Source organism: Sulfurovum sp. (genome assembly GCA_020525365.1).
Taxonomy (GTDB): domain Bacteria; phylum Campylobacterota; class Campylobacteria; order Campylobacterales; family Sulfurovaceae; genus Sulfurovum.
In genome coordinates this window covers 177,283-202,711 of sequence record JAIZOF010000001.1, presented here as the reverse complement: position 1 = coordinate 202,711, position 25,429 = coordinate 177,283, and the positions used below count along the sequence as shown (strand labels likewise).

Annotated in this window: 23 protein-coding genes; 6 read left to right on the top strand and 17 right to left on the bottom strand. The window is 37.0% G+C overall.

Annotated elements, in window-relative coordinates; translation table 11 throughout:
• Nucleotides 1–26 precede the first annotated feature (26 nt).
• From plsY to LGB01_01015, 4 genes are all read left to right on the top strand, one after another.
• Nucleotides 27–650 carry a glycerol-3-phosphate 1-O-acyltransferase PlsY gene (gene plsY / locus LGB01_01030; GenBank protein MCB4752810.1) on the top strand — a complete coding sequence of 208 codons (624 nt, stop codon included), beginning with the start codon at nt 27–29 and terminating at the stop codon, nt 648–650.
• On the top strand, nt 650–976 hold the full coding sequence (locus LGB01_01025; GenBank protein MCB4752809.1) for a FolB domain-containing protein: 327 nt from the start codon (nt 650–652) through the stop codon (nt 974–976). The genes plsY and LGB01_01025 overlap by 1 nt, the downstream gene beginning before the upstream one ends.
• A gap of 95 nt (nt 977–1,071) precedes the next feature.
• Entirely contained in the window at nt 1,072–1,749 is a 678-nt protein-coding gene (gene hsrA / locus LGB01_01020) for a homeostatic response regulator transcription factor HsrA (protein MCB4752808.1), read from the top strand.
• Between the two features lie 154 nt (nt 1,750–1,903).
• Nucleotides 1,904–2,155 (top strand): YfhL family 4Fe-4S dicluster ferredoxin, encoded by a 252-nt coding sequence (locus LGB01_01015; protein ID MCB4752807.1) that lies wholly within the window; start codon nt 1,904–1,906, stop codon nt 2,153–2,155.
• A gap of 74 nt (nt 2,156–2,229) precedes the next feature.
• Here the strand turns inward: LGB01_01015 and bamA are convergent, their stop codons facing one another.
• The gene (gene bamA, locus LGB01_01010; protein ID MCB4752806.1) at nt 2,230–4,587 is read right to left on the bottom strand and encodes an outer membrane protein assembly factor BamA; all 2,358 of its coding nucleotides are present in this window, start codon (nt 4,585–4,587) and stop codon (nt 2,230–2,232) included.
• A gap of 153 nt (nt 4,588–4,740) precedes the next feature.
• Here bamA and LGB01_01005 point away from each other — a divergent pair, with 153 nt between their 5' ends.
• Nucleotides 4,741–5,580, top strand: coding sequence for a prephenate dehydrogenase (locus LGB01_01005; GenBank protein MCB4752805.1), 840 nt, complete (start codon nt 4,741–4,743; stop codon nt 5,578–5,580).
• 30 nt (nt 5,581–5,610) lie between these two features.
• Here the strand turns inward: LGB01_01005 and LGB01_01000 are convergent, their stop codons facing one another.
• The 11 genes from LGB01_01000 to leuS all read right to left on the bottom strand — a co-directional run bounded on the left by LGB01_01000 (nt 5,611) and on the right by leuS (nt 19,569).
• The gene (locus LGB01_01000; GenBank protein ID MCB4752804.1) at nt 5,611–7,125 is read right to left on the bottom strand and encodes a BatD family protein; all 1,515 of its coding nucleotides are present in this window, start codon (nt 7,123–7,125) and stop codon (nt 5,611–5,613) included.
• A gap of 34 nt (nt 7,126–7,159) precedes the next feature.
• Nucleotides 7,160–7,981 carry a tetratricopeptide repeat protein gene (locus LGB01_00995; GenBank protein MCB4752803.1) on the bottom strand — a complete coding sequence of 274 codons (822 nt, stop codon included), beginning with the start codon at nt 7,979–7,981 and terminating at the stop codon, nt 7,160–7,162.
• Nucleotides 7,978–8,961 carry a VWA domain-containing protein gene (locus LGB01_00990; protein MCB4752802.1) on the bottom strand — a complete coding sequence of 328 codons (984 nt, stop codon included), beginning with the start codon at nt 8,959–8,961 and terminating at the stop codon, nt 7,978–7,980. Before LGB01_00990 ends, LGB01_00995 begins: the two co-directional genes overlap by 4 nt.
• Before the next feature lie 99 nt (nt 8,962–9,060).
• Complete coding sequence (locus LGB01_00985) at nt 9,061–9,978, bottom strand: VWA domain-containing protein (protein ID MCB4752801.1); 918 nt, start codon at nt 9,976–9,978, stop codon at nt 9,061–9,063.
• Nucleotides 9,965–10,372: a hypothetical protein gene (locus tag LGB01_00980; GenBank protein ID MCB4752800.1), complete on the bottom strand. Its 408-nt coding sequence runs from the start codon at nt 10,370–10,372 to the stop codon at nt 9,965–9,967. The genes LGB01_00985 and LGB01_00980 overlap by 14 nt, the downstream gene beginning before the upstream one ends.
• Complete coding sequence (locus tag LGB01_00975; protein ID MCB4752799.1) at nt 10,372–11,202, bottom strand: DUF58 domain-containing protein; 831 nt, start codon at nt 11,200–11,202, stop codon at nt 10,372–10,374. The genes LGB01_00980 and LGB01_00975 overlap by 1 nt, the downstream gene beginning before the upstream one ends.
• 51 nt (nt 11,203–11,253) lie before the next feature.
• Nucleotides 11,254–12,201: a MoxR family ATPase gene (locus tag LGB01_00970; GenBank protein MCB4752798.1), complete on the bottom strand. Its 948-nt coding sequence runs from the start codon at nt 12,199–12,201 to the stop codon at nt 11,254–11,256.
• A gap of 57 nt (nt 12,202–12,258) precedes the next feature.
• Entirely contained in the window at nt 12,259–15,279 is a 3,021-nt protein-coding gene (locus LGB01_00965; protein MCB4752797.1) for a DEAD/DEAH box helicase, read from the bottom strand.
• Nucleotides 15,280–15,289: 10 nt separating this feature from the next.
• Complete coding sequence (locus LGB01_00960; protein MCB4752796.1) at nt 15,290–16,498, bottom strand: bifunctional folylpolyglutamate synthase/dihydrofolate synthase; 1,209 nt, start codon at nt 16,496–16,498, stop codon at nt 15,290–15,292.
• Between the two features lie 11 nt (nt 16,499–16,509).
• On the bottom strand, nt 16,510–17,067 hold the full coding sequence (locus tag LGB01_00955; protein ID MCB4752795.1) for a hypothetical protein: 558 nt from the start codon (nt 17,065–17,067) through the stop codon (nt 16,510–16,512).
• A 57-nt stretch (nt 17,068–17,124) separates the two neighbouring features.
• Nucleotides 17,125–19,569: a leucine--tRNA ligase gene (leuS, locus tag LGB01_00950; protein MCB4752794.1), complete on the bottom strand. Its 2,445-nt coding sequence runs from the start codon at nt 19,567–19,569 to the stop codon at nt 17,125–17,127.
• A gap of 267 nt (nt 19,570–19,836) precedes the next feature.
• Between leuS and LGB01_00945 the strand changes: the two genes are divergently transcribed.
• Nucleotides 19,837–21,627, top strand: a complete 1,791-nt coding sequence (locus tag LGB01_00945; GenBank protein ID MCB4752793.1) for a DNA polymerase III subunit gamma/tau — start codon at nt 19,837–19,839, stop codon at nt 21,625–21,627.
• A 210-nt stretch (nt 21,628–21,837) separates the two neighbouring features.
• On the opposite strand, the gene LGB01_00940 is transcribed toward LGB01_00945, so the two are convergent.
• The 5 genes from LGB01_00940 to LGB01_00920 all read right to left on the bottom strand — a co-directional run bounded on the left by LGB01_00940 (nt 21,838) and on the right by LGB01_00920 (nt 25,419).
• Nucleotides 21,838–22,650: a YmdB family metallophosphoesterase gene (locus LGB01_00940; protein MCB4752792.1), complete on the bottom strand. Its 813-nt coding sequence runs from the start codon at nt 22,648–22,650 to the stop codon at nt 21,838–21,840.
• Nucleotides 22,651–22,746: 96 nt separating this feature from the next.
• The gene (locus LGB01_00935; GenBank protein ID MCB4752791.1) at nt 22,747–23,763 is read right to left on the bottom strand and encodes a ketoacyl-ACP synthase III; all 1,017 of its coding nucleotides are present in this window, start codon (nt 23,761–23,763) and stop codon (nt 22,747–22,749) included.
• A gap of 112 nt (nt 23,764–23,875) precedes the next feature.
• The gene (gene plsX / locus LGB01_00930) at nt 23,876–24,856 is read right to left on the bottom strand and encodes a phosphate acyltransferase PlsX (GenBank protein ID MCB4752790.1); all 981 of its coding nucleotides are present in this window, start codon (nt 24,854–24,856) and stop codon (nt 23,876–23,878) included.
• Nucleotides 24,857–24,861: 5 nt separating this feature from the next.
• Nucleotides 24,862–25,023, bottom strand: a complete 162-nt coding sequence (gene rpmF / locus LGB01_00925) for a 50S ribosomal protein L32 (protein MCB4752789.1) — start codon at nt 25,021–25,023, stop codon at nt 24,862–24,864.
• A gap of 21 nt (nt 25,024–25,044) precedes the next feature.
• Nucleotides 25,045–25,419 carry a DUF177 domain-containing protein gene (locus LGB01_00920; protein ID MCB4752788.1) on the bottom strand — a complete coding sequence of 125 codons (375 nt, stop codon included), beginning with the start codon at nt 25,417–25,419 and terminating at the stop codon, nt 25,045–25,047.
• Nucleotides 25,420–25,429: the final 10 nt, after the last annotated feature.

Below are 25,429 nucleotides of genomic sequence, written 5' to 3'. Positions count from 1 at the left end.
TATACCAATACAATTGTGGAATCATTATGGACTTTTTCAATCAAAACATCGTACTCTACCTTGTTGCCTATCTAGTTTCAGGCATTCCCTTTGGATACCTACTTGCCAAAAGCTTTGCTGGTGTAGATATTAAACAAGCCGGAAGTGGTAATATTGGAGCAACTAACGTTTTACGTGTAGTCAAAAAGAAAGACCCTTTGCTTGCTAAAAAGTTGGGGGCAGCTACGCTCTTTCTTGATACAATCAAAGGAATGGTTGTTATTTTTGTTGCCATAGCATTAAATGTACCAGAAAGTACACTCTGGACCATTGCAGTATTTGCTGTAATTGGTCACTGTTTTTCTCTATTTTTAGGATTTGAAGGTGGCAAAGGGGTTGCAACAGGATTTGGAGTACTTCTTGTAATGATGCCCATCCCATCACTTATTGCCATTACTGTTTGGCTAGGAGCAAGTAAAGGGCTAAAAATATCCTCTCTCTCATCTCTCATTGGACTAGTTGCGTTACTAATTGCATCCTATCTTCTTTATCCTGAAGTTCCTAATATTGGCTCTCATGCACCTATTTGGATCATCACAATCATTATCTTCTATCAACATATCCCCAATATTGTTCGTCTAATCAGGAGAGAAGAAACAAAAGTAGTGTGATGACCATCCATATAGAAGCACTCACCTTCAATGCAATCATAGGTATACTTGACTTCGAACGAGAACATACACAGCGGGTAGTTATTGACCTAGAGATTATCTATGACTATAAAAAGGGTAGCTTTATTGATTATAGTACATTGTGCCATATGATTACAACAAAAATACAAGGGGCACGTTATAAGCTCCTTGAGGATGCATTGCTTGAACTTGAAATGCTTATCATCACAGACTTCCCTCAAATTACTTCTCTCTACTTAAAAATTACCAAACCTGACATCTTAAAAAATGCAACTGTAGCGCTCTCTCAGCACTGGAATTACTAAAAAAAACAATCTTTATATATAAATTTAAAAAAAACTTTAAGAAAGTCTCCTTTTTATGCTATAATTTAAACATAACTTAAATAAGGTATGAGCGCATGAGAGTATTAATCATGGAAGACGATACGCAATTGGGTGAAACACTCTGTAGCCTTTTGGTTGAAAATAATTTCCAGTGTGATGTCTCTGAAAGTATAGATGATACAAAATACTACCTCGACATCCGAAACTATGACCTAGTACTACTTGGGTGGGGGGCTACCTCACCAAACAGTGCTCTCAATATTATCAGTAACATTAAAAAAGAAGCACACAAGACCTCTGTCATTGTAATCTCCGAACGTCATGACAAAGAGAGTGAAATTGAAGCACTATACTCGGGTGCTGATGATTACATTCGAAAACCACTAGATAATGATATTCTTTTGGTTCGCATTGAAGCAAGGTTACGTTTTGGTGTTTCCAATATTATTGAAATTGAGGATCTAATTATCAATCCCGAAGAGGAGAAAATTATCTATCAAGGTAATGAGATCGAGCTAAAAGGAAAACCTTTTGAGGTACTAACCCATCTTGCTATACACAAGGATCAAATTGTCTCTAAAGAACAACTACTTGATGCCATTTGGGAAGAGCCTGAACTGGTCACACCTAATGTTATTGAGGTAGCAATCAATCAGATACGCCAAAAAATGGATAAACCACTTGACATTACCACTATTGAAACAGTCAGACGACGGGGATACCGTTTCTGTTTCCCTAAAAAAATAAGCTAGAATAACTTCATACACTTTGATGCAATACCTACAGAGTACCTTCGGGTACACTTTTCTCACTCCCTTAAGAATATTTTCAATTTAACAATTATTTAAATAAAGCATAAGGTTTGTTGGGCTATAACTCGTATAAATTAATATAAACGAGGAAGATATGGCTCTAATAATTGCCGATGAATGTATTGCCTGTGATGCCTGCAGAGAAGAGTGTCCCAATGAGGCCATAGAGGAGAATGATCCAATCTATATAATTGATTCAGACCGTTGTACTGAGTGTATCGGACATTATGATGAACCACAATGTATTGCGGTATGTCCCGTTGATTGCATCATTCCAGACCCTGACAATGTTGAGAATATTGAGGAGTTAAAGTTTAAATTTAATAAGCTCCAAGAAGAAGAGTAGTAATCTTGCATATCAAACCTATAGACTAGACTGACTGTCTATCTACTACAGTTGTCTCTATCTGGAAAAAAAGATTAGAACTTTGTCCCCATCGAAAACTCAAAAGTTTGAGTTTTATCGCTTGGTTTATTGTCAAGGGCATACCCAAAGACAAGGGTAATTGGACCAAAACCAGATTGCCACTCTATCGCTACACCTGCAGATGAACGTATAATATTATCAAAGCGTTTCACTTTTACCATTTTTGTGTCAGAATCAAAGTATCGTTTATCACTAGAGCCAATCATACCAATATCATAAAAAAATGCCAGACGCATTTTTGCAGCTTCTGAGAATGGAATACTCGCTTCAACTGTTGCAGAAGTTCTGTAGGTACCGCCTATTCTATTATTTTTATTATCTTTGGCAGTATCCATGCTTGGAGAGATTGAGTATGGCTTATAGCCTCGTACACTGCCTACTCCTCCCATAAACACTCTCTCTGCAATTGGTAGTTTTTTCGTATCATCATCCTTTTGGATATAGGTTCCCCTTGCTTTAAAGCGTAATATTAAATCATAATCAATCCAGTCTTCCATGCCATAGTAAATACCAAACTTTGTATCAATCTTTACAAAATTACCATAACCTTTTGGATAAATAGTAGTATTATAATCCAAACCATTTATTGAAGCAAGCTCTACATTGATAGAGCCAATATAGCCTTCACGAGGAACATAATAATCATCTGTATTATCCCAAGAGAGGCTTACAAAACTTGATACTTTTGTATATTTATCATCATAAAGAAATCGTGTCAGATAGCTACTCTTATCTGTATTATCATTGTATTCAGACTGATTGTCAGTATACCCTGCCCCTATTGAGGCATGGATATGTCTATAAAATTGCCTACCAATTCTGAGTGAAGCGCCTAGTGTATCTTCCATCCATAATGCATCTTCTGTATTATTAAAGTCACGATATTCACGCTCTCTTTTGTAGAGAGTCATTCCTAAATTATACATACTATCCCATACTTTTGGGTTTACAAAAGAGAGATTATAACTTTTAGAAATTTTGGAAACATCAAAGCGAAAGTTTCCGGTAATCCCCGTACCAAAAAGATTTTTTTCAGAGACACTGGTATTAAGCATCAATTTCTCATAGGATCCATAGCCACCTCCTAAAGAAATTGTTCCTGTTGAAGTCTCTTTAACTTTAACAAGAAGATCAACCTCATCCTCTGAAATGCGCTGGCTCTGGATATCTACATTTTTAAAAAACCCAGTCCGTCCAAGTGCATTTTTACTATCCTTGAGATCTATCGTACTAAAAAAGTCTCCTGGAGCCAAATAGATACAACGTCTAATTACTCGGTCTTTTGTTCTATTGTTCCCCGAGATTAGAACATCACGAACATGTACTTTCTTGCCTAACTGTACAATATATTGAAGGTCTATGACCTTTTTTGCCTCATCTTTTCGCATCTGTGGGGAAATTTTTGCATAGGCATATCCAAGGTTACCTACAGTATTTTTTATCATTTCCATATCTTTACGCATATAATTCACGTTAAAGATTTTTCCTTGTTTTGATTTAAATTCAGAAAGAAGCTTTTGGGTATCCACTTCTGGTATATTCTTAGAGATACCCACCTCACCAATACGATACTGCAATCCCTCTTTAATTCTATAATCAATTGTAGCAGTATAATTGCTGTAGTCTACTCTCATGAGTGGCTTGCTTACTTCGGCATCAATATACCCATGCTTCATGTAGGTTTCTTTAAGCCTATATGCATCATACTCTAGCTGGTCAACATGTGCCTCACCATTATTCCGAAAAGGCATCCATCCTAAAAAATCCTCTTCTTTGTTTGCAAGCTGATACTCAAGTTCACTTCCATTCAATGCTTTTGCACCTATAAAGTTAATTTGTTTAATCTTAATCTTCTCTCCCATATTTACACTAAAAACCAGTGATACAGCATGATCTCCTACAGAGGCTTTAGTTACCTCGATCACCGAATCATAGCTTCCCATAGCTTGAAGCTGTTTAGAAAGAAGTTTTTTTGCCTTTTTAATACGTCTCTCATCATACAAATCACCTTTTTTTAATCCAATACTCTGAAGTAATTTATTGGCTTCATCTTCTGATCCTACCCCTTCAATCTCCACATTAGCAATAGCTACCTTCTCTTTAAAGTGAAAGATAAGTTTTTTATTTTCTCTGTCAACCCATACATCCTCAAAATAACCTTGGTTATAGAAATTAACAATTGCCTTATTCACTTTTTTAATGCTTATCTCATCACCAACTTGTAAGCCTGCCACTTCAAGTGCTGCCCGATAAGACAGATGACTTAACCCTTCAAACTTAATCTGTATAATCTTCTGTGCAAGTAAAAAAGAACTTATTAACGTCCATGAGAGTAGAATTTTTTTGATCACAAAATCACCTTGTGGTATAGTAGTTCCTACATGAAAAATTTATTTGAATTTTAGCGTTTTTTCAATAAGAGGTGTATGAAAAAATGCTATAATCTTGGTAACGTATCTGCTGCTGGTATCTTCCAAGGCACATCTCACCACAAAGAGAAAAATATGTCGGTAACACAGATTGGTATTGTTGGACTAGGGCTTATGGGAGGCTCACTCTCTCTTGCACTCAAGAAGACACATTCCTCCTACTACTTTATCGGGCTTGATCACAATCCAAGGCACTGTTCACAGGCATTGAGGTTGGGACTAGTAAATGAAATAGTCGATTCCCTTGAAGCACTTAGTCACTGTGATATTATCATCTTGACAGTCCCAGTTGATAGCATCATTGCTATTATCAAAGAGTTCAAACCTACCAATGCTAACTGTACTGTAATTGATTTAGGGAGCACTAAAGCAAAGATTTCTGAGAGTATTCCAAAAGAGATACGACATCTTTTTGTCACCGCTCACCCCATGACTGGGACAGAAAAGTTTGGTCCTACTGCTGCCCTCTCTGATCTTTATAAAGAAAAAGTCATTGTATTTTGTGATATAGAAAAAAGTGGAAAAAACCAACAAAAAACTGCTAAAAATCTCTTTACTAAAATTGGTATGAAGTTGGTCTATATGGGGACCAAGGAGCATGACAGGCATGCTGCATTTATTTCTCATATGCCTCATGCACTCAGCTATGCGCTTGCCAATACTGTTATGCGACAAGAAGACCCAGAAAGCATTGTTGCTCTTGCAGGTGGTGGATTTAGAGATATGAGTCGTATTGCCAAGTCAAGCCCTAATATGTGGGAAGATGTCTTTAGACAAAATAAGGAAAATATACTTGAAGCAATTGGATATTTTCAAAAAGAACTAAAACTATGTAAAAAAATGGTAGAGAACGAAGAGTGGGAATCACTCAATGCATGGATGGAGGAGGCAAATAAGCTTCATGACATTCTTTGAGATGGTTTATGTCCCCTCCTTATTGCAATTTCACTTTATATATTTCTTCATAAGTGCCTTAAGCTCTTTTTTATCAATAACAATATTTTTTTGTCCATTTTTCTTGGCATAAAGCTTGCGAACCATTGCTTCAGCCTTGGGGTCTTCACTCATGTGGGCATAGAGTACTTTTAGGGCATCCTTCTCGTTGAATGTAGCTACCTTAGGTTGCCATTTTAACTTTGTTGTCAAATATGTTGTTACTATGCCCACAAAAAATGCAATAAGGAGCATCCACCATGAGGGCATCTTCTCAACAGTCATAGTTTCTTTGGCACTATGCTCGCCCATATCAGCTGAAGATAGCTTTAAATTGGTCTGAATCTCTCCAGGATGATCCTCTTTGGCCTTAGAGGCAGAAACTGTCGTAGTTGTGGCATGTCTTGCCTCTACTTTAATGTTATATTCGGGTATCTTCAGTATTTTTGTCTCTTTACTTTGAGGATCATATACTGTCAATATTTGTGATGGAATTTTAAAATCATGATCACCAATAAAAGTAAATTTCTTGATATAGGTACTCTTAAGCTTCGTTCCAATCACTCTAGTTGATACCTCTGCATCATCACTATAGATCATTACTCCATCAATATCATAATTTAACATTTCATAATCTTCAAGGTTGCCATCCCCTTCAATAGTCACAGTCAAATTAACTGGTTTATTCTCTTTGGTCTCTGTCTTATCAATCTTATTCTCAATATAAAAATGCCCTACCAAGTCAGTATCTTGTGGTATAGGTTTTACATCAATATCAAATGTATTTGACTGTACTTCTCTCCATCTTCTATTAGAAAAGTGACCAAATATATTTCTTCTATTTGCATTGAGTAATGCCACTCTAGCAGTTGCTGAATCAAGTATGTAGTGTCCTTCTTTTTGTGGCATAAGAATATATCTAAATTCTCTAATACGATAATTGCCCTTCATGTAAAATTTAGGCTTTCCTGTATTTTTGATGAAAAATCCTTTAAAAGAGGGACGATTATATTGTGAACGATTTGAAAGACGCATATCACTACGTACAGACAAATAGACTGTTGCCACTACTGGCTCACCCATAACGATCTCATGCTTATCCACTTTCATCATTAACATTAATGCTTCATTGTTGAGACCCTGTGGTGCAGTTGACTTTGTAACCTTTAAAGCAATTGGCTTAGTCTGATACTCTTTTCCATCTATTTTGACTGTATAGACAGGAATAGTCATATCACTTTTGGGCGCAAAGGTCAAAACAAGAGTAGTTGTGTGTGTCTGTGTCTCTTTTCCATTAATAATCTGTATAGAGGTCTGTCGTGTCATGCCTCTACTCTCTACTGGTACACCATTAATGGTATCAATTTGTGGAAACCCAATCCCTTCACCCTCAGCAATAATCTTTAGCTGTACAGGGTTGCCTTGTACAGCTTCTTTTGGACTCACTACTGCTTCCACGCTTGCCGCCGAGAGAAGAGTGGTTATCGAACAATAAAAAATGCATAATATCGATAATAATTTTTTCATTGATAGTTCCTTATAGTATTTGTTATACTGTTTTTTACCACGGTTTTATATCCTTTCTCTTTTTGGGCTTTCTTCTGCCACCCATCTGATACATCATTGTTGGAGCCTTCTTTTGTCCCATCTTCTTAAGTAGACGCTTTAACTCTGCTTGCTTGAGTTTCTCTTCCTGATTCATCTTCTTTTTCTGTTCTTTGGTCTGACTAGAAGCCTGATCCTCTTTTTTATTTTTAGGTTTTTGTTCTTTGCCAGACTTACGTTTTTTCTTATCATCTTTCTTATTTTGATTTTTTTTCTTTTTAGAATCTTCTTGCTTATTGTTTTGCTTCTTGTTGTTTTGATCATGCCTTTTTTGATTTTTTTTATTTTTATTTTTATTCTGTTTATTGTTTTTTTTCTGATCTTTATTCTGTTTTTGCTGCTGTTTCTTCTTCTGATTTTGTTGTTTCTTTTTTTTCTTTGCAAGCTCTAGGTTAAAGCGAGTATCTTTATCCTCTTTGATGTGAAGTGCCTTCTCGTAGGCTTCAATTGCCTTATCCAATTCATTTTTCATAAAATGAACATTTCCCACATTGTGTAAACGCTGTGCCTCATCAACTCCTTTGCCTTTAGCCATTTCATATGCCTTAAGTGATGCATCATAGTTTTTAGACTTATAGTAAGCATTACCTGCATCATATGACTTTTGCGGAAGTGCTTTGTCTAGAGAGTCGTAGAGCATTGCACTTTTGGTATATTTCTTTTCACTGTAGGCTTGTTTTGCCTCTTTAATAGTCTTAAAGTCTGTCAAATTTCCATAGAGGGTAGTAGACAAAGAACAAAAAAGGGTAAAAAATATTAAATATTTTTTATACTTCATGATTTACCTCCATTGTTCATTGAAAATTGTGGTAGCGAACTCAACCCTATTATTAATAAAAGTAGTGCCAGTGCCAATGGATAGTAAAAATACTCACTGCGCTGATATATCTTTACTTTTCCCTGCTCTTGCATTTTATATTTTGCATGTATTACATTGGTAAGTTTTTTCATATCACCTTTTCCGTTCCCAGCAATTACATAGGCACCATTCTCTTTAGCAAGGAGTCCAAGTGCATCATTGCGCTGAGTAATAGCGATACTACCATCTTTGAGTTTCATTGTCCTGCCATTAGTATCAAGTACTGGTGCTCCTTGCTTGGTACCTACCAGTACTACATAGAGGTCTATCTTATTTTCCTTGAGAATATCAGAAAAACCAGCAATTGCTTCTTCGTCTCCACCATCAGTAAAGAGTACAAGAATTTTTGGCTTTTTTTCTTTCAACAGTTCTGCTGCTAGCTCACCTAGTGCTGCAAAATCAGTTGAACCCATATTAATATAGGAGTCATCAACTCCCTCAATAATCATTTTAAGTGTCTCTTTGTCACTGGTAAAAGGGGCAAGCACAAAAGAGCTATAAGCAAATGCTGCCACACCAACTTCATCACTTGGCATGTCATCAAAGAATGTCATCATTTTCTTTTTGGCAAACTCTAAACGATTAGGGTAAGTATCTTTACTTCGCATTGAACCAGAGATATCCAATGCGCTCAATACTGTCAACCCCTGTATCTGCACACTCTTCTCACCTTCATTCACCACAGGGCGTGCCAGTGCCACAATCATAAAGAAGATTGCCATAAAAAGAATAATGTTACGCAATCTCTGAGGCATACTCTCGTCTCCTGCACTTAAACGCTTTAGTACTTTGGTATCAAAAATACGTGAAAGATGCTCTTTATTGGTTGAGACCAATACCATAAAAATAACAAAAGGTATGATCATGATCCAAAAAAGATATGGATAGACAAATTCCATCAAAGCACCTCCTCTTTTTGGCAAGTATAGAATAAGGAATAAAAAGCAAAGGGTGTTGATTTGTACTGCCGCACAATGCCTTTATTGTTCTTCATTCTCCTATACTCCTTTTTGATTTCTAAAATAGAGAAACAACAATAAACTTAGTACTGCTAAAAAGAGTGGGTAGACGTAAAGGTAAGTATGCTCTATAACCTTTTTATTGTTGAGTTTACTTGCCTCCATCTTATCAATCTCGGCATAGATCTGCTCTAGCATATGGGCATCACGTGCACCAAATGCTTCTGCATGTCCTGCTTTAGCAAGAGCTTCTAAGTACTGTGCATCATAGTCATGTAATCCACCAATACCAATAGTGTAGAGTTTTACTTTTTGTTTTTCAATCATACTCTTAACATCAAGAAATGGCACTTTACTCATATTGTCAATACCATCTGTCAGAAGAATAATAATCTTACTCTTGGCTTTACTCTTGTTCAAAAGATTATATGCTTGTACAAGTGCATCATTAATAGCGGTACGTTTTCCTGCCACACCAAGCTTCTGCATACGCGTAATATCAGTTAGGAACTTTTTCTCAAAAGTCAACGGCGAAGCAATAAATGCTACATCAGCAAAAGTCACAATACCAATACGGTCATTCTCTCGCTTCTCAATAAAATCTTCAACCACCTCTTTAACCACATCAAATTTATTATTAAGTGGTTTGTTGCGGTCAAAACCTATTTGACGCATCGAATCAGAACTATCAATAACCAGCACAATGTCGTGCCCCTCTTTTTTAGAGTTGGTATAACTCTTTGTAATCACCGGTGATGCCAATGCTGTTATTGCCAAAACAATACCAACCCATTTTAACCATAACAACAAAGTACTTTTGTGTTTTTCTCCTACAATCAGTGTTGCCACATGAGGGAAAAAGATTGCACGACTCCGCTCCTTGCACCATCTGGCACACACCACAAAGAGCAATATAACTAAAAATATTAATGGATATTCAAAACTAAATTGACTCATCTGCTACCTGCACATAAAGATTAAATTTATTGAGTGTATCTTGGTCGACTTGATCAACCACTTTTTTATACTTATGTTTCTCTAGCATCGGCTCAAGTTGCGAAAAAAGCTCTTTTCGCCGATCATCTGTTGCCAAAAGCCTTGCATAGTGTGTCGCCTTATAGGCAGCTTTCTTGCTATCACTCCAATCAATAGATTTAAGTGCAACAAGATACTGCTTGGCCTTATTAATCTTACGATTCTCCCACAACTTTTTTGCAATAAAAAAAAGAGTAATTAAAAATAATAATATTCCCAAACCAATCAGTCCCCAGTAAAGATAGAAACTACTATCGGGAATCTCAAGCAGTGGCTTAATATCTCTTAATTGCGCCGTAAGGTTTTGCTCATTCATTATCTCTTCATCCTCTTCATCAGATTGATTGCAGCATTTTCATGGGTATAAACCTTTGTAAAACGTATACCCTGCTTCTTGAACTGTCTGTAGAGCTTCTCATCATTTTTAAGTAATGCCTTTTTATAATGCTTTAACATACTGCTATCAATATTGCCTTCAAGACTCTGCTTTGTCTCCATATCTATCAGACGCAAATAGCCCAATTCATTTGGATCTTCTTCAAACCTATCGCGTACCATCACAGCAAAAACATCATGCTTCTTGCTTAAAAGTTTCAAGTCAATATCACCAACAAAGTCTGAGATAATGAAAAGCAGTGCTTTCTTTTTTAGGCGACTATTAAGCATTTCTACCAGTGCCTTATAATCTGCTGGTTTTCCTAACGGATCAAATTGTATCACCTCTTCAACTGCCTTATGTACCGAAAAGAGCTTCTTGCTTGGTTTACTAATGCTATAGAGCTTATCTGCAAAAATTAAATGTGAAAAAAGATCAGCATTTTTAACTGCTGAGAAACCCAATGTTGCCACTATCTCTGCAGCAGTATCACTTTTTTGTTTCACTGTACCAAAATAGATTGACCCACTCATGATTGTCACTACAACTACATTGAGTTCACGCTCCTCTTTATAAATCTTAACAAAAGGCTTACCAAGCTTTGCAGTTGTCTTCCAATCAATCTTTCGGATATCATCTCCATAGACATACTCACGCAACTCAGCAAACTCAAAACCCTCACCTTGAAAAAGTGAAGCATTGTTTCCAAGCATATCACCATAAACCTGCTTTTTGGTCTTTAAGGCAATCTTCTTAACTGCTTTGTTCAAACCATTTCCTCTGATAATATTTTATTTTTCAAACTTATTTATTGCTACTGTCTATGGTATGGGTACAGCAGCTAATATTTTTTCAATAATATAATCCTGTGTCACATCTTCTGCTTGTGCTTCATAGCTGAGGATAATACGGTGTCGTAGTACTTCTTTAGCAATATAGGCAATCTCAAGTGGTGAAACATAGTCCTGTCCTTTAAGGTAAGCAATAGCACGAGAAGCTTTGTACATATCGATACTCGCACGTGGACTAGCACCAAACTCAATGAATGCCTCAAGCTCCTCAAGCCCATAGGCTTTAGGATTACGGGTAGTTGCAACAAGTTCGATAATATATTTCTCCATCTCTTCATCCATATGCACTTCCATCGCTTCCTTCCGGATACGTTCAAGATCCTCTTTGGTTGCTACTTGCTGTATCTCTTCAAAGCTACTATTTGCTACACGTCGGGCAATCTCAAGTTCCTCTTTTTTAGTATTATAGCCCACAACTACCTTCATCATAAAACGGTCAAGTTGTGCCTCTGGAAGCTCATATGCCCCCTCTTGTTCAACAGGATTCTGTGTTGCCATAACCAAAAATGGTAGGTCTATTTTAAAGGTCTCATCACCAATAGTTACTTGACGCTCTTGCATTACTTCCAAAAGGGCTGACTGTACCTTTGCTGGTGCACGATTTATCTCATCGGCTAAGAGCAAATTGGTAAAAACTGGTCCTTGTTTAATCTTAAATGTATTATTGGATGGATCATATATCTCTGTTCCAATAATATCAGAAGGGAGCAGGTCTGGTGTGAATTGTACACGCTTGAAGTTCAATCCAAGTGTCTTTGCCATAGCATTGACTGCCGTAGTTTTAGCAAGCCCTGGAACCCCCTCAAGCAGAATATGTCCACGACAGAGTAAACCTGCAAGTAGCCCCTCTACCATCTTGTCTTGTCCGACCAAAACTTTGGAAATCTCTTTTCTAATATTTTGAATTGTTTGACTCAAGGTTCTCTCCTGAATAGTTGATAGTGCAAATTATACTTGAGCGAGGCTAACTAAAGTTTAACAGCACTTTTTTTCTTTTAAATATCCCATTGCTGTAATAATAATATCATCATCATCTTTGCTTCGTGCCTTAAGTGTCACACGTGCTTTGTCCTCTTGAGCAAACTCAATAAAGATATTCTCACCATAGGAAGAGACTTTAGATATTTCCTGTTCTCTGGCAAGTACCTTCATGACCATCACATCAATGAACTGGCGAGTAATGGTATCAAGCTTTCCAAACCTATCAGCAATCTCATTTTCTATCTCATACACCTCTCCTGCTGTCTCACACTGTACCAACCTACGATAAAGCTCTAAGCGTAATCTATCCTCTACAATAAGCTCTTCACTCAGATATGCCTGTACGGCTAACTTCATATCAACTTGCCTAGTCACTTCTTTGCTCTGACCACTTAGTTCACAAATAGCATCTTCAAGCATACGTAAGTAGAGACTGTAGCCTATCTGCTTAATATGTCCACTTTGTGCTTCTCCAATAATATTTCCACCCCCACGAATCTCAAGATCATGAAATGCTAGCACGGCACCACTACCCAAGTCAGAGTGTGACTCAAGTGCAAGTAACCTACGTCTAGCATTTTCACTTAGGTGCTCTTTATTGGTAACTATAAAGTAACAATAACCTTCTCTCTCTCCACGCCCAACACGTCCACGAAGCTGATGGAGATCTGCCATACCAAAGTTATCCGCACCATCGACAATGATTGTATTAGCATGTGGCATATGAATACCTGACTCGATGATAGAAGTAGAGAGCAGCACATCATATTCTCCATTTTCAAATTTTATCATTTCATTTTCAGTCTCTTTTGCAGAAATTTTAGAGTGAAGTACTGCAATACGTAGTTTGGGTAATATTTCTAGTAGTATTTTTTTCTTTTCTTCAATACCAGCAATAGCATTAAAAACATAAAAGATCTGCCCCCCACGGCGCAATTCGCGTAAAATTGCCTCTTTAATTACCTTGTCATCATAACTTTTAATAAAAGTTCGTACTCCTTGACGCTCAGTTGGTGGCGTCAGAATTTCAGAAAAACACTTAACCTGAGATAGTGCCATATTAAGTGAACGAGGAATGGGTGTAGCAGACATCGAGAGTAGATGAGTATCGATACTCATCTCTTTGAGTGTCTCTTTCTGCTTCACTCCAAACTTATGCTCTTCATCAATGACTACAAGCGCAAGGCTCTTGAATTTTGCCTTGAGTAGCGCATGAGTACCTACTACTACATCAATATTTCCTTCAGAAAGTCCTTTGAGAATCGCATTCTTCTCTTTGACTGTTGTGTAACGGTCAAATCGTGCCACTGAAATATTCCAACCAGAAAAACGCTCTTTTAGGCTCTTGTAGTGTTGTGCACTCAATAGGGTTGTAGGGGCAATCATCATTGCTTGATATCCATTCCTTGCTACTACAAATATTCCATTCATTGCTACTTCTGTCTTTCCAAAACCAACATCAGCACTGAGTAGTCTATCCATCATACGACCACTTTGCATATCATCAAGCATCTCCATAATGGTATGCTCTTGATCCTCTGTATGTATAAATCCTGCTTTAGACATGAATATGGCATGCTCGCTTGGTACCTTCAGTATAATGCCCTTTTTAAGATGTCGTTGTGCAGATAGATTGATAATTTGTGAGGCGATGGCAAAAAGTTTCTCTTTAACCTTTGCTTTAAGCTTGCTAAAGCTTGCTTTTCCCATACGGTCAAGGATAGGTAAAGCCCCTCCCTCTGCTATATAACGATCTATCACTTCAAGATTACTTACAGGAATAAATAACATGTCTTCATTGTGATACTGAATAGATACAAATTCTGAAGTAGCGCCAAGTACTTCTCGTTTTTCAATCCCTTTAAATATCCCTACACCATGGTTTTCATGCACCACATAATCACCAAGATTAAGTTCATCAAGAACAATGGCTGACTTTTTAACTTTTTTACGCTTAATTGGTTTATTTAAAGAGAGAATTAGTTGCTCTGATCCCATGATATTGACAATACCCTCTTGATAGACAAACTCAATATTTTCAAAACTACTCAGTTGAGAACCACGAACAACACTCTCATTCTTTGCCAAAACTATAATCTGCTTCTCTTTATGAGCTTCGAGTAACTTATTGGGATCTGCCACCTCAAGATCACGATAAGTTTTAGCTTCAGGAATAGTAGGTAGTAGAAAATCTTTACGTGGTATCAGTGGAAAATCAAGTTCATAAATCTCATTAATCTCCTCATCAAGGTTATGGGCAAGTAATGCTTTGTGCTGCACTAATGCACTCTCTCCAAGCGTATCAAGATGCCACAATCCAAGCGCATCAATATCTTTAACAAAACTCTCATATGGACTACATTTACACCTATTTTTGAGCATTTTATACTGCATATCATCTAATGCTAAAAATGCTGGTGTCATCTCAAAGCTTTCTATCTCTTCTCCAATACGTTTTTGACTATTCTTATCAAACATATAAATACTTTCAATCTCCTCATCAAAGAGCGAAATGCGGTAAGGATTCTCACTTTGAATAGGAAAGATATCAATGATATCTCCACGAAATGAAACCTCTCCACGACTTACAGTAATATCAGTAAAATGATAACCCCAATGGTAAAGCTCATCTTTAAATGCCTTCAGGTCAATCATCTCGCCAAATGTAATCTGTTTTTGAGAAAAGTATTCTGGTTTTGGAAAAGGAAGCAATATGGTTTTGATAGGGGAGATGAGAAGCTTTGGATGTCTCGTAGATTGTAATGTATTACTCTGTGACGAATTATGATACCTTGTCAAAGTAAGCATAAACTGCTGTATCTCTTCTGAATAGCTTCGTAAGTTCTCTCCCGTACTAGTACGAATATCGGGTAGCACAAATGTGCTATAGTTAAGAAGTATTGCCACGTCAGCAATCTGACTTGCCTCTTTATCATTTTTACAAAGAAGCAAAGAAGCACTGGGTGCTGAATACTGATTTTTGAGATATTCGTAGATAGCTGCTTGAGATAGCATAATTTTCACCTTATTTAATTTTGATAGTTTTTAAAAATGCTTCAACAGTATAAAATGACCCAAAGACCAAATAATATTCATTCTTATCAAGTATGCCATTAAAATCACTATAAGGTATTCCAATCCTCTCAAGTGCAAACTCTATCGATACTTTGGTTGTTGCACGCTGTGAATTAATATCAATAATCTCTACACGTTTAAGCTTAGGTTTTAGTATCCGTAATATTATCTCATAATCTTTATCATCGAGTGAATTGTAAATGAGTACTGTTTTAGGCTCCATTGCTTCTACAATAACTTTTGCTGCCAATAAATTGTGTCCAACATCAATACGAATATTTTCTGTCACTGGATAGAAACGACCAAAAAGTCTTAGGCTTTCAAGATCTCTTAGGTCATACGGTATCTCTAGCATATCTAAAGCCTGCATAGCAACCATAGCATTTTGTATAAGAAAGTTCGGCCAACCTTTTTGTTTGGCAATTTGCTTTAATACACAGGAGTAGCTCTTGCAGATATCCTCTATGGGATTATCTTCAAATAGTTGAGCAAACACAAGGGTTGATTTTGTATCATTTGCAACTTTTTTTGCTACTTCTACCACTTCTGAATATGGCTGTGGGGCTAACAAAACTTTTTTTTGAATACTGCGTATTTTTGTTGTTGCGATCTCTACGATGGTATTACCCAAAAATGCCTGATGATCAATACCAATGGGAGTGATAACAGAAAGTTCTTTGTCACAAATATTGGTTGCATCAAATTCACCACCAAGCCCTGCCTCAAGTATTATCAAATCACATTTTTCAAATACAACCAATGCAAGTAGTGTTGTATACTCAAAATAGGAGAGTGCTTGACTCATCTCTTTGCCAAGAATACCATAAAGTCTCTGATGCGCATACTCAAGCACCTCATCGGAGATATCTGTACCATTTATCCAAATACGTTCATTAAACTTTAAAATATGAGGAGAGGTGTAGTGTCCTACCGAAAAACAGAAAGAATTTTTTTCATATGGTTCAATACTCGCTCCTTGACACCATGCAAGATGAGCAATCATTCGCCCTATGCTTCCTTTTCCATTTGTACCTACTATATGAATTGTTCTAGGATGCTTGATATATGACTTGAGTACCCCATAGGCAATATGTACTCGCTCATGATCTATCTCTTTGTAGTAAAGTGGTTTTTGGTCTAAAAAAGTGATTAAATCCATTGTCTCAATACTTAGCGTTTAACATTTAATACTCCTTTGACACTCACATATGTAATGAACTCATCCATAGCCTTTTTCAATCCGTTTTTAATTGCCTCAATACGTAACGTGGATGACCGTAGTGCGCTCTCTTCAATATCAGACTCATAAATCGTAGAAATTGTTTTATCCAATACACCTTTTGGGGTAATCATATGAAAATGTACCTGCATGTTGACACGGTAACGTGTTACATATCCATTGGTATAGGTAAGTGGCTCAAATGTACTTCCATGGTAATCAATATATATCTGACTTTCTGCTGCCTCTTTAGAAACAACATGTCCTTTAAAATGCTGGTAAACAATCCGATTCATCTCATCTTTAATATAGGATGCATTTTCAGGTTCTGCTCTGTCAACATTGACTTCAATAAATATATTATTACCAAAGAATTTTTTAATCGAATGGGCAGAGGGCTTATAGCTACAGGCAGTCAATAGCAATACTATCATCATGAAGTATGGTATATAAAGTATGACATATTTTGGTATATTTTTCTTCAAAAAATATTTATTGATAATCTTCATCTTGTCTACCCTTTAATTGTATAAAAATAAAATTATATTTTATATGCATATTCTTCACTAAGTAATTGGCTTAACTGCCAAATTAACCAATTTACCAGGCACAACAATCTCTTTGACAATTTGCATATTCTGAAGCCACTTCTCTCCTGCTACTTTAGCGGCAACAAGAATATCCTCTTGTGAGGTAGACGGGTTAACTTCAATCTCTGTCCGTTTTTTCCCTCCAATCATTACCATATAAAGGATACTCTCTTGTACAAAAACTTCTTCTTTGACTTGTATGTTTGTTCTAAGATTGTCTCTATTAAAGAGTTGTTCACTCAGTTCAGTTGTTATATGTGGAATTATTGGTTCAAGTAAATTAAGCATAATATACATCCCCTCTGTCCAAACATCGCTACTTTTCTGTTTATCGAGTGCATTAAGTGCCTCCATGCAAGCGGCAATGAGTGTATTGAAAGCAAAAGTATTCTCATAGACATCAGTTGATTTTTTTAGGGCTTCATATACTTTCTGACGTGCCAGTTTACTCTCTTTATCTAAACTACTGTGATCGATTTGAGATAATGTATCACTTATTACTTTATTTTTGCGATCATATAGTTTTTTGATAAACTTAAAAGCACCCTCTACGGCTGAATCATTCCACTCAAGCTCTTTTTGTGGCGGTGCGGCAAAGAGAATAAATAGACGTGCCGTATCAGCACCATACTTCTGCACCAAAGCATCAGGATCGACTGTATTACCTTTAGACTTACTCATTTTTATACCATTTTTAAGCACCATTCCTTGTGTTAATAGGTGTGTAAAAGGCTCATCAATACTATGGTAACCAAAATCCCTAAGTACTTTAGTAAAAAAACGTGCATAGAGTAGGTGTAAGATGGCATGCTCAATCCCACCAATATATTGATCAATACCTAGCCAGTAGTTGGCTTCATCTTTATCAATACCAATTTCATTCCATTTTTTAGAGTTAGTCGCATAACGAAACTGATACCAACTTGACTGTACAAAGGTATCAAGTGTATCTGTTTCGCGTACAGCATCCTTGCCACACCTAGGACACTGACAGAATCTCCATGTTGGGTGGTTTTCTAGTGGATTTCCCTCTCCAGTAATCTCCACATCTTCAGGAAGCGTAACAGGTAGATTTTCAAATTTTTCAGGCACAAGTCCACAATCATCGCAATGAACAAATGGAATTGGTGCACCCCAATAGCGTTGACGGCTAACTCCCCAATTACGTAGTTTATAGTTAGTCGTCCCTCTACCCTTGTCCTTTTCCTCCATATAGTTAATAATAGCTCTCTTTGCCTCATCGCTCTTTGCGCCACTAAAATGTTCACTCTCAATAAGTATCCCATTCCCAATATAGGGCAAATTCTCACCCCCCTCAATAACACGCTTAATTGGCAAATCATACTTGGTAGCAAATTCAAAATCACGTTCATCATGTGCTGGTACTGCCATAACTGCACCACTACCATAGCTTGCCAATACAAAATTTGCTGTCCAAACAGGGATCTCTTCTCCAGTAAGCGGATGCACAACGGATATACCCAGTGGATACCCCTCTTTGTCCTGTTGTGCACGCTCTACTTCTGTCATACTAGCAATGGCTTTGATTTTCTCAATTACGCTGGCTTCAAGTAGTCCTTGCTCAACTAAATATTTTGTAATAGGATGCTCCACTGCTAGTGCAGAATAAGTCACTCCATAAACTGTATCGGGACGTGTAGTAAAAACTTCATATCCATCAAACTCTCTACCAAGTTTTACTTTGCTCTCTTGACTCAACTCAAACCTAAATGAGAGTCCTTGAGACTTCCCAATCCAATTTCTCTGCATCGCAATAACCTGATGGGGCCATTTACCATCGAGCTGTTCAAGATTCTCAAGCAGTTCATCTGCATAGGAGATAATATTTAAGTAATATCCAGGCATCTTTTTAAGCCTAACAGGATTATCACAACGCCAACAGCACCCCTCTTCAACCTGTTCATTGGCAAGTACAGTATGACAGCTTTCGCACCAATTGACTGTCGTACTCTCACGATAGAGTAGTCCCTTCTTATACATTTCAATAATAAACTTCTGCTCATGTTTGGTATAAGCTTCATTACAAGTAGCAAACTCACGTGTTTTGGAGAAGCTAAGACCCAATGCACTAAGTTCTTTACGCATATAGTCAATATTACCATAGGTCCACTCTTTAGGGTGTCTACCATGCTTGATTGCGGCATTCTCTGCAGGCATGCCAAAAGCATCCCATCCGATAGGATGTAGTACATTAAATTTTTGCTTGCGGTAATAACGTGCCAATGCGTCACCAATAGTATAGTTTCGTACGTGTCCCATGTGCAGACGACCACTTGGAAACGGAAACATGCTTAAAATATATTTCTTCTTTTGTGTCAGAGAATCATTTGGCTCAAAAGCCTGCTCCTCTTCCCATTTTCGTTGCCATTTGGCTTCAATCTCACTTGGCTCATAATTCATATATTCTCACTTTTAAAGGGAAGTAAATTGGAAGGATTATAGCGCATTTTTCCGTAGGAAGAGGTTTGCAGAAGAAAGAGGAAGAGAAATAGTATTTTTAAAATATTGCATTTATATAATTTGTCACATCTAGCTTATGCTCTGCATGTCTTGCTCTTTTTTACATCATTCAAGCAGTATCTTTTCTCTTTCATAAATTCTTCTCAGTTATACCAACCAAAAGTAAAAATTGACTACAATATATTACTATAAATTGAGGAGGTGGTGGTGTCATTAGCCCTAGCCAGAAAATACCGTCCTACCACCTTCAATGATTTAATTGGACAAGAGGCAGTCTCCCAAACACTTTCACTGGCACTGGATAATCAACAACTCTCTCATGCCTACCTCTTCTCTGGCCTAAGAGGAAGTGGAAAAACCTCCACTGCACGTATCTTTGCCAAAGCACTTTTATGCGAAAAAGGTGCTAGCTCTCATCCTTGTGGTGAATGCATTCATTGTGTGATGGCAACAGAAAATCGCCATATGGATACCATTGAGATGGATGCGGCAAGTAACCGTGGAATTGATGATATCAAAGATCTCATTGAGCACACCAAATACAAACCAAGCTCTGCTCGCTACAAGATTTTTATTATTGATGAAGTCCACATGCTTACCAATCAAGCATTTAATGCCCTACTCAAAACACTCGAAGAACCGCCTGATTTTGTCAAATTTATCCTTGCTACTACCGATCCACTCAAGCTGCCTGCAACCATTCTATCTAGAACACAACACTTTCGTTTTAAAAAGATCCCACAAAATTTAACAGCACAACACCTTGGGCATATTCTCAACCTCGAAAAAATTGAATTTGAAAAAGAGGCTATTGAGATTATTGCTCGTACGGGTGCAGGAAGCTTGCGAGACTCCCTGACACTGCTTGATCAAGCAATTGTCTATTCACAAAACCATGTTGATGTTGCAACTGTAACAGGCATGCTTGGTATCATAGAACCAAGTATGCTAGAAACACTCTTAGATAATATTATCAATAAAAATAATGATGCTATTTTAAGATTTATTCGTAAAGCAGCCGACTATGAGGCAGAGATGATTCTTGATGAATTAACACTCTATCTTAAAAATCTATTACTCGAAGGTAGCAGCAAGCTCAGCACAATGATTATTGAGCGATTTTTTCGTACTATTGCAGAGTCTAAAGGTCTATTAGCCCTAGGAAGCGATGGAGAGTTTGTTCTCTCTTTGGTACTTTTCAAAATGGTTGAAGCCCTTGAAATAAAAGAAATCGATGCCATGATACGTGGTCTAGAGCAAGAGCTTAAGGGAGTAACAGTAAGTAGTAAAATTGTTAATACCCCCAAACAAGCTTCTATGTCAAAAGAAGTTATTACAATTACAGAAGAGGAGATTCTCTCACCAGAAATTTTATCAAAAATAGAAAAAGAGGCGCCTGATAGTAGCAGTAACATGGTGGCTCAAAATACTCACACTTCTTCTCTTGATACTCAAAATGTAGAACCCAGTACTAATCTTTTTGATATCTTTATTAAAAAGATTTATGACCGAGACTATGACCTTGGAAGCTGTTTTGAGAAAAATATTACCTTTATTGGTTTCGAGGAGAACCTTCTAACATGGGAATCAACTGCTGAAGAAAATGATAAAAAAATGCTTATTAAGCACTGGGGACTAATCAATATGTTTGTCAAAGAAATCTTTGGCTTAGAAACCACAATCAAAAATATTATTAAAAAAAAAGCTCCAACAAGTAGCAACAAAAAACCAGTAGAAGATAGCGACAAAACCTTAAAAAATAGTATATCTGAAGATAAAAATATTGTCACCGCACAACCCATATCTACACATAGTGGCACCGATGCTGACTTGATATCTAAAGATATTGAAATGAAAAGTTCATGTATTGCTCCAGATGCAGGAAATACCGAAGCATCTAAAGAGAAAGACCCCTCCATTCTGCTCGAAGAACCTATGGTCAAAGTGGCAATGGAGCTTCTCTCGCCAAAAAAAGTACGTATCAAGAAAAATATCTAATCTACAAAAATATCTTTTTGGATTACTTATTCTAGAAAATCATATACCAATTCCATGCTTGGATATTGGAGCTAAAAATTACTGCTGTTATATCGTGAGAAAACTCTCAGAAACTCTGGAAAGATTAATAACATCTTTATCCCAATCACAATTACTATAGCTATCATTTTTCCCTAGTAATTTAAAATATTTATTTAAAAAATAGGTCGATTACTCTTCCAACCAAGCAGATGTCACTACTTGTGCTTCTTCTTCATAGATTTTAATCTTTTTAGCATCTATGCATCGTCCCTCATCATTTAATTCAAATATAATCATCTGAAAGATTGCCTTGCAATTCTTTGGAATATCATAATGTCCACCTGTACCAGTAAGAAAACGGTGTATCGGCACCTCTTTATCCATACCAATCACACCATCACGACAACCAGTCAACCCTACATCGGTCACATAACAACAACCGCTTGTTATCTGAAGATCATCAGTTCCTACATGTGTATGGGTACCTAGAATAGCAGAAACATCTCCTCTAAAAAGGTGCAACAATGCATTTTTCTCTGCACTCACCTCTGCATGCATATCTATGATAATATGTTTCACTCCCTCAGCTTTCAATGAAGCAATTACTGGCACAACCTTTGTAAAGGGATTATCAACCATCGGCATAGTGTAGTATCCCATTAGGTTGATTACTGCAATCTCATTATTACCAATACGTGTACGGTAAAGTCCTTTCCCTGGTGTTGCTTCTGGGTAATTTATGGGACGTATAAGAGGGTGGGTTTCAAAGAGTTTAAAGATCTCTCTCTTGTCAAAACTATGGTTCCCACCAGTCATTACATCAATGCCATACTCCAATAACTCTTCACAATTCTTGACCGTTAGTCCAAAACCGTGGGAAGCATTCTCTGCATTGGCAATAACAAAATCAAGAGAGTACTTATCTCGAAGTACTTGAAGGTGCTCTTTAATAATAAAACGACCAGGCTTCCCTACAATATCACCAATAAATCCTATTTTCACAAATAACCTTTATGCTCTGTTACTTTTCAACTCTACTTTTTTAAAAAGGCAGAAAAATATAATTATAATCAATAATACTTGTGTGAATAAAAAGACTTATTTGCTTGCTTCTCCTGCAAACGGAAGAAGAGCTGAAGCCCAAGTCAGCCCTCCACCAAAAGTATCAAGAAGCATCAATTCACCTTTTTGAAGCCTGCCGGACTCCCAAATATCATTAATTGCCATAGGAATAGAGGCAGCCGAGGTATTGCCATATTTATGAACAGTTAAAACCACTTGATCTTCTCGCATTTTAAGGGCATCTCCCACTGCTTTGATAATACGATAATTTGCCTGATGTGGTATAAAATGAGGAATATCCTCTGAAATAATCTCATTCTTAGCAAGAATTTCTTTAACATCTTTTGTTAGGGTCTTCACTGCCAGCTTAAAGGTTTCATTCCCCTTCATTTGAACAAAATTTAACCCTTCATCAATTACTTTTTGACTAACAGGGTTAACTGTACCCGGAGCGGGTGTTACAAGAAAGTCTGCATAGGAACCATCGGCACTTGCATGAACATCCATAAAGGCATCATCTCTATTTTCTGTTGCAGAGATAACTGCTGCACCTGCACCGTCACCAAATAGAATACATGTACTTCTATCCGTATAGTCTACAATTGATGAGAACTTTTCAGCCCCTATGGCTAAAACATTCTTTTTCATACCTGATTCAATAAATGCTTTAGCAATAGAAAGCACATAGACAAATCCACTACAAGCAGCAGATATATCGAATGCTTGTACATTTTGAATACCTAGCTTGTCCGAAATAATACAAGCAGTAGAGGGCATATTGAAGTAATCAGGTGTCACGGTAGCACATAGAACTAAATCAATCTCTTCAGGCTTAAGCCCAGCACGTTCTATTGCTTGTTTTGCTGCTTTGGTACCCATATCGCTGGTATACTCATTATCGGCCGCAATATGACGCTCTTTAATTCCTGTACGCTTGGTAATCCATTCATCACTGGTATCAACTATCTTCTCAAGATCTTTATTGGAAAGAGTTTTGGGGGGAACATACGCACCAATAGACCGAAAAGAAGCATAGAGAGAGGCATGAAACATCTAAATCCTTAAGTCATAAATTCTAATTCTATTTTACCATAAATTTCTAATACTTGGAGGGATAAAGAAGACAGAACAGAGGATAAAGTGTCTCCTCTTTGATTATATCTTATTACGTTAAAAGTGACTCTATCTCACTATTAACATCAGACTGCATATAGTCCATTGCTTGGAAAATAGCATTTTTGATTGCTTTTGCATTAGAGGCACCATGTGAGATAATAGCACACCCATCAATACCAAGTAGTGGTGCACCACCATACTCATCTTTATCAACCTCTTTTTTCATATTGATGAAAACCTTCTTTCGCATCATTAGTGCACCAATTTTTGCAGGAAGCGATTTGCGTATATACTGTTTCATCAAAGCAAAGACCGTGGTCACAACACCTTCACTTGTTTTAAGTAGAATATTTCCTGTAAATCCATCGCAGACAACCACATCAACACTACCATCAAAAATATTCTTTCCTTCTACATTCCCAACAAACCCTTTAAGGTTCTTCAGTAGCATGAAAGCTTCTTTCGTTAAAGCATTCCCTTTGCTATCCTCAGAACCATTCGAAAGAAGTCCTACACGTGGGTTTTCTATATGAAATATTTTTTCAATATATGCTTCACCCATTGCGCCAAATTCATAAAGATTTTGTGGCGTACAATCTGTCACTGCACCAACATCAAGTACCAATGTCTTATTGTCACCAAGACTTGGCATCAATGTAGCTAGTGCTGGTTTGGAGATATGTGGTAGACGACCCATACGTAGTGTTGCTAGTGTCATTGTTGCACCACTATGTCCAGCAGACACCACTGCATCTGCCTTTTTATTTCGTACAAGTTCTACCGCTTTATAAATAGAGGAATCTTTACGCTTAAGTGCATTGGTTGCCTGATCAGCCATATCAATGACATCAGAGGCTTCAATAATCTCTACTTTATTAATATAATATTGGGGTAGAAAAGCAAGAATCTCTTCTTTTTGACCTACGAGTATGGGTAAAAAAGTTCTTCCTTCAAGTGCCTGAACGACACCTTCAATAATAGGTTCGGAACCAAAATCCCCACCCATCGCATCAATTGCGATCTTTATCATTATGCTTACGCTTTACTAGACTTGTACTCACCTGTTGTCATGTTCATATGGTGAGGCATTCTCCATGTTCCATCTGCATCTTTAATTGGCATTGGAAGTGTTAGTTTATAATGCGTTCTTCTCTTTGCTGCTCTTGTTTTGCTTACACGTCTTTTAGGTACTGCCATACTCTATCCTTTACTAAAAAATTAATATTCTATCTCAAGAAGTTCGTCATTACCGTCACATTGGTCACAATAATGAAACACACCCTCTATTGCATTGATTTCACTCTCAATAATGTACGTTATATCGATAATGCCATCTAAAAATTCGATTATATCTAAATCATCTTTATTTTCCGATACTTGGTCACTAAGTGTCAACTTCAGCTCAAAAGAAACCCTATAAAGATATTTCTCTCCACATCTATCACAAAAAAGGGGCATTTTCCCTTTTATAAAAGCATCAAGTAGAACAAGATGATAACCACTTTTTTGTAGCGTACCACTTAGTGTTATCCCTCGAACTTCAAGTTCAATAGGTTTGGGGGTACTGCCTACTTTATCAAAAATAATTTTCAAAAAATCTTCT

Coding starts and splice junctions, on each gene's coding strand:
- LGB01_00995 (MCB4752803.1), bottom strand. CDS start 7,981: ATGAAGTATAAAAAATATTTAATATTTTTTACCCTTTTTTGTTCTTTG.
- LGB01_01005 (MCB4752805.1), top strand. CDS start 4,741: ATGTCGGTAACACAGATTGGTATTGTTGGACTAGGGCTTATGGGAGGC.
- hsrA (MCB4752808.1), top strand. CDS start 1,072: ATGAGAGTATTAATCATGGAAGACGATACGCAATTGGGTGAAACACTC.
- LGB01_00935 (MCB4752791.1), bottom strand. CDS start 23,763: ATGTTTCATGCCTCTCTCTATGCTTCTTTTCGGTCTATTGGTGCGTAT.
- leuS (MCB4752794.1), bottom strand. CDS start 19,569: ATGAATTATGAGCCAAGTGAGATTGAAGCCAAATGGCAACGAAAATGG.
- LGB01_01000 (MCB4752804.1), bottom strand. CDS start 7,125: ATGAAAAAATTATTATCGATATTATGCATTTTTTATTGTTCGATAACC.
- LGB01_01015 (MCB4752807.1), top strand. CDS start 1,904: ATGGCTCTAATAATTGCCGATGAATGTATTGCCTGTGATGCCTGCAGA.
- plsY (MCB4752810.1), top strand. CDS start 27: ATGGACTTTTTCAATCAAAACATCGTACTCTACCTTGTTGCCTATCTA.
- LGB01_00965 (MCB4752797.1), bottom strand. CDS start 15,279: ATGCTATCTCAAGCAGCTATCTACGAATATCTCAAAAATCAGTATTCA.
- LGB01_00980 (MCB4752800.1), bottom strand. CDS start 10,372: ATGAATGAGCAAAACCTTACGGCGCAATTAAGAGATATTAAGCCACTG.
- rpmF (MCB4752789.1), bottom strand. CDS start 25,023: ATGGCAGTACCTAAAAGACGTGTAAGCAAAACAAGAGCAGCAAAGAGA.
- LGB01_00955 (MCB4752795.1), bottom strand. CDS start 17,067: ATGAAGATTATCAATAAATATTTTTTGAAGAAAAATATACCAAAATAT.
- LGB01_00960 (MCB4752796.1), bottom strand. CDS start 16,498: ATGGATTTAATCACTTTTTTAGACCAAAAACCACTTTACTACAAAGAG.
- plsX (MCB4752790.1), bottom strand. CDS start 24,856: ATGATAAAGATCGCAATTGATGCGATGGGTGGGGATTTTGGTTCCGAA.
- LGB01_00990 (MCB4752802.1), bottom strand. CDS start 8,961: ATGGAATTTGTCTATCCATATCTTTTTTGGATCATGATCATACCTTTT.
- LGB01_00985 (MCB4752801.1), bottom strand. CDS start 9,978: ATGAGTCAATTTAGTTTTGAATATCCATTAATATTTTTAGTTATATTG.
- LGB01_01025 (MCB4752809.1), top strand. CDS start 650: ATGACCATCCATATAGAAGCACTCACCTTCAATGCAATCATAGGTATA.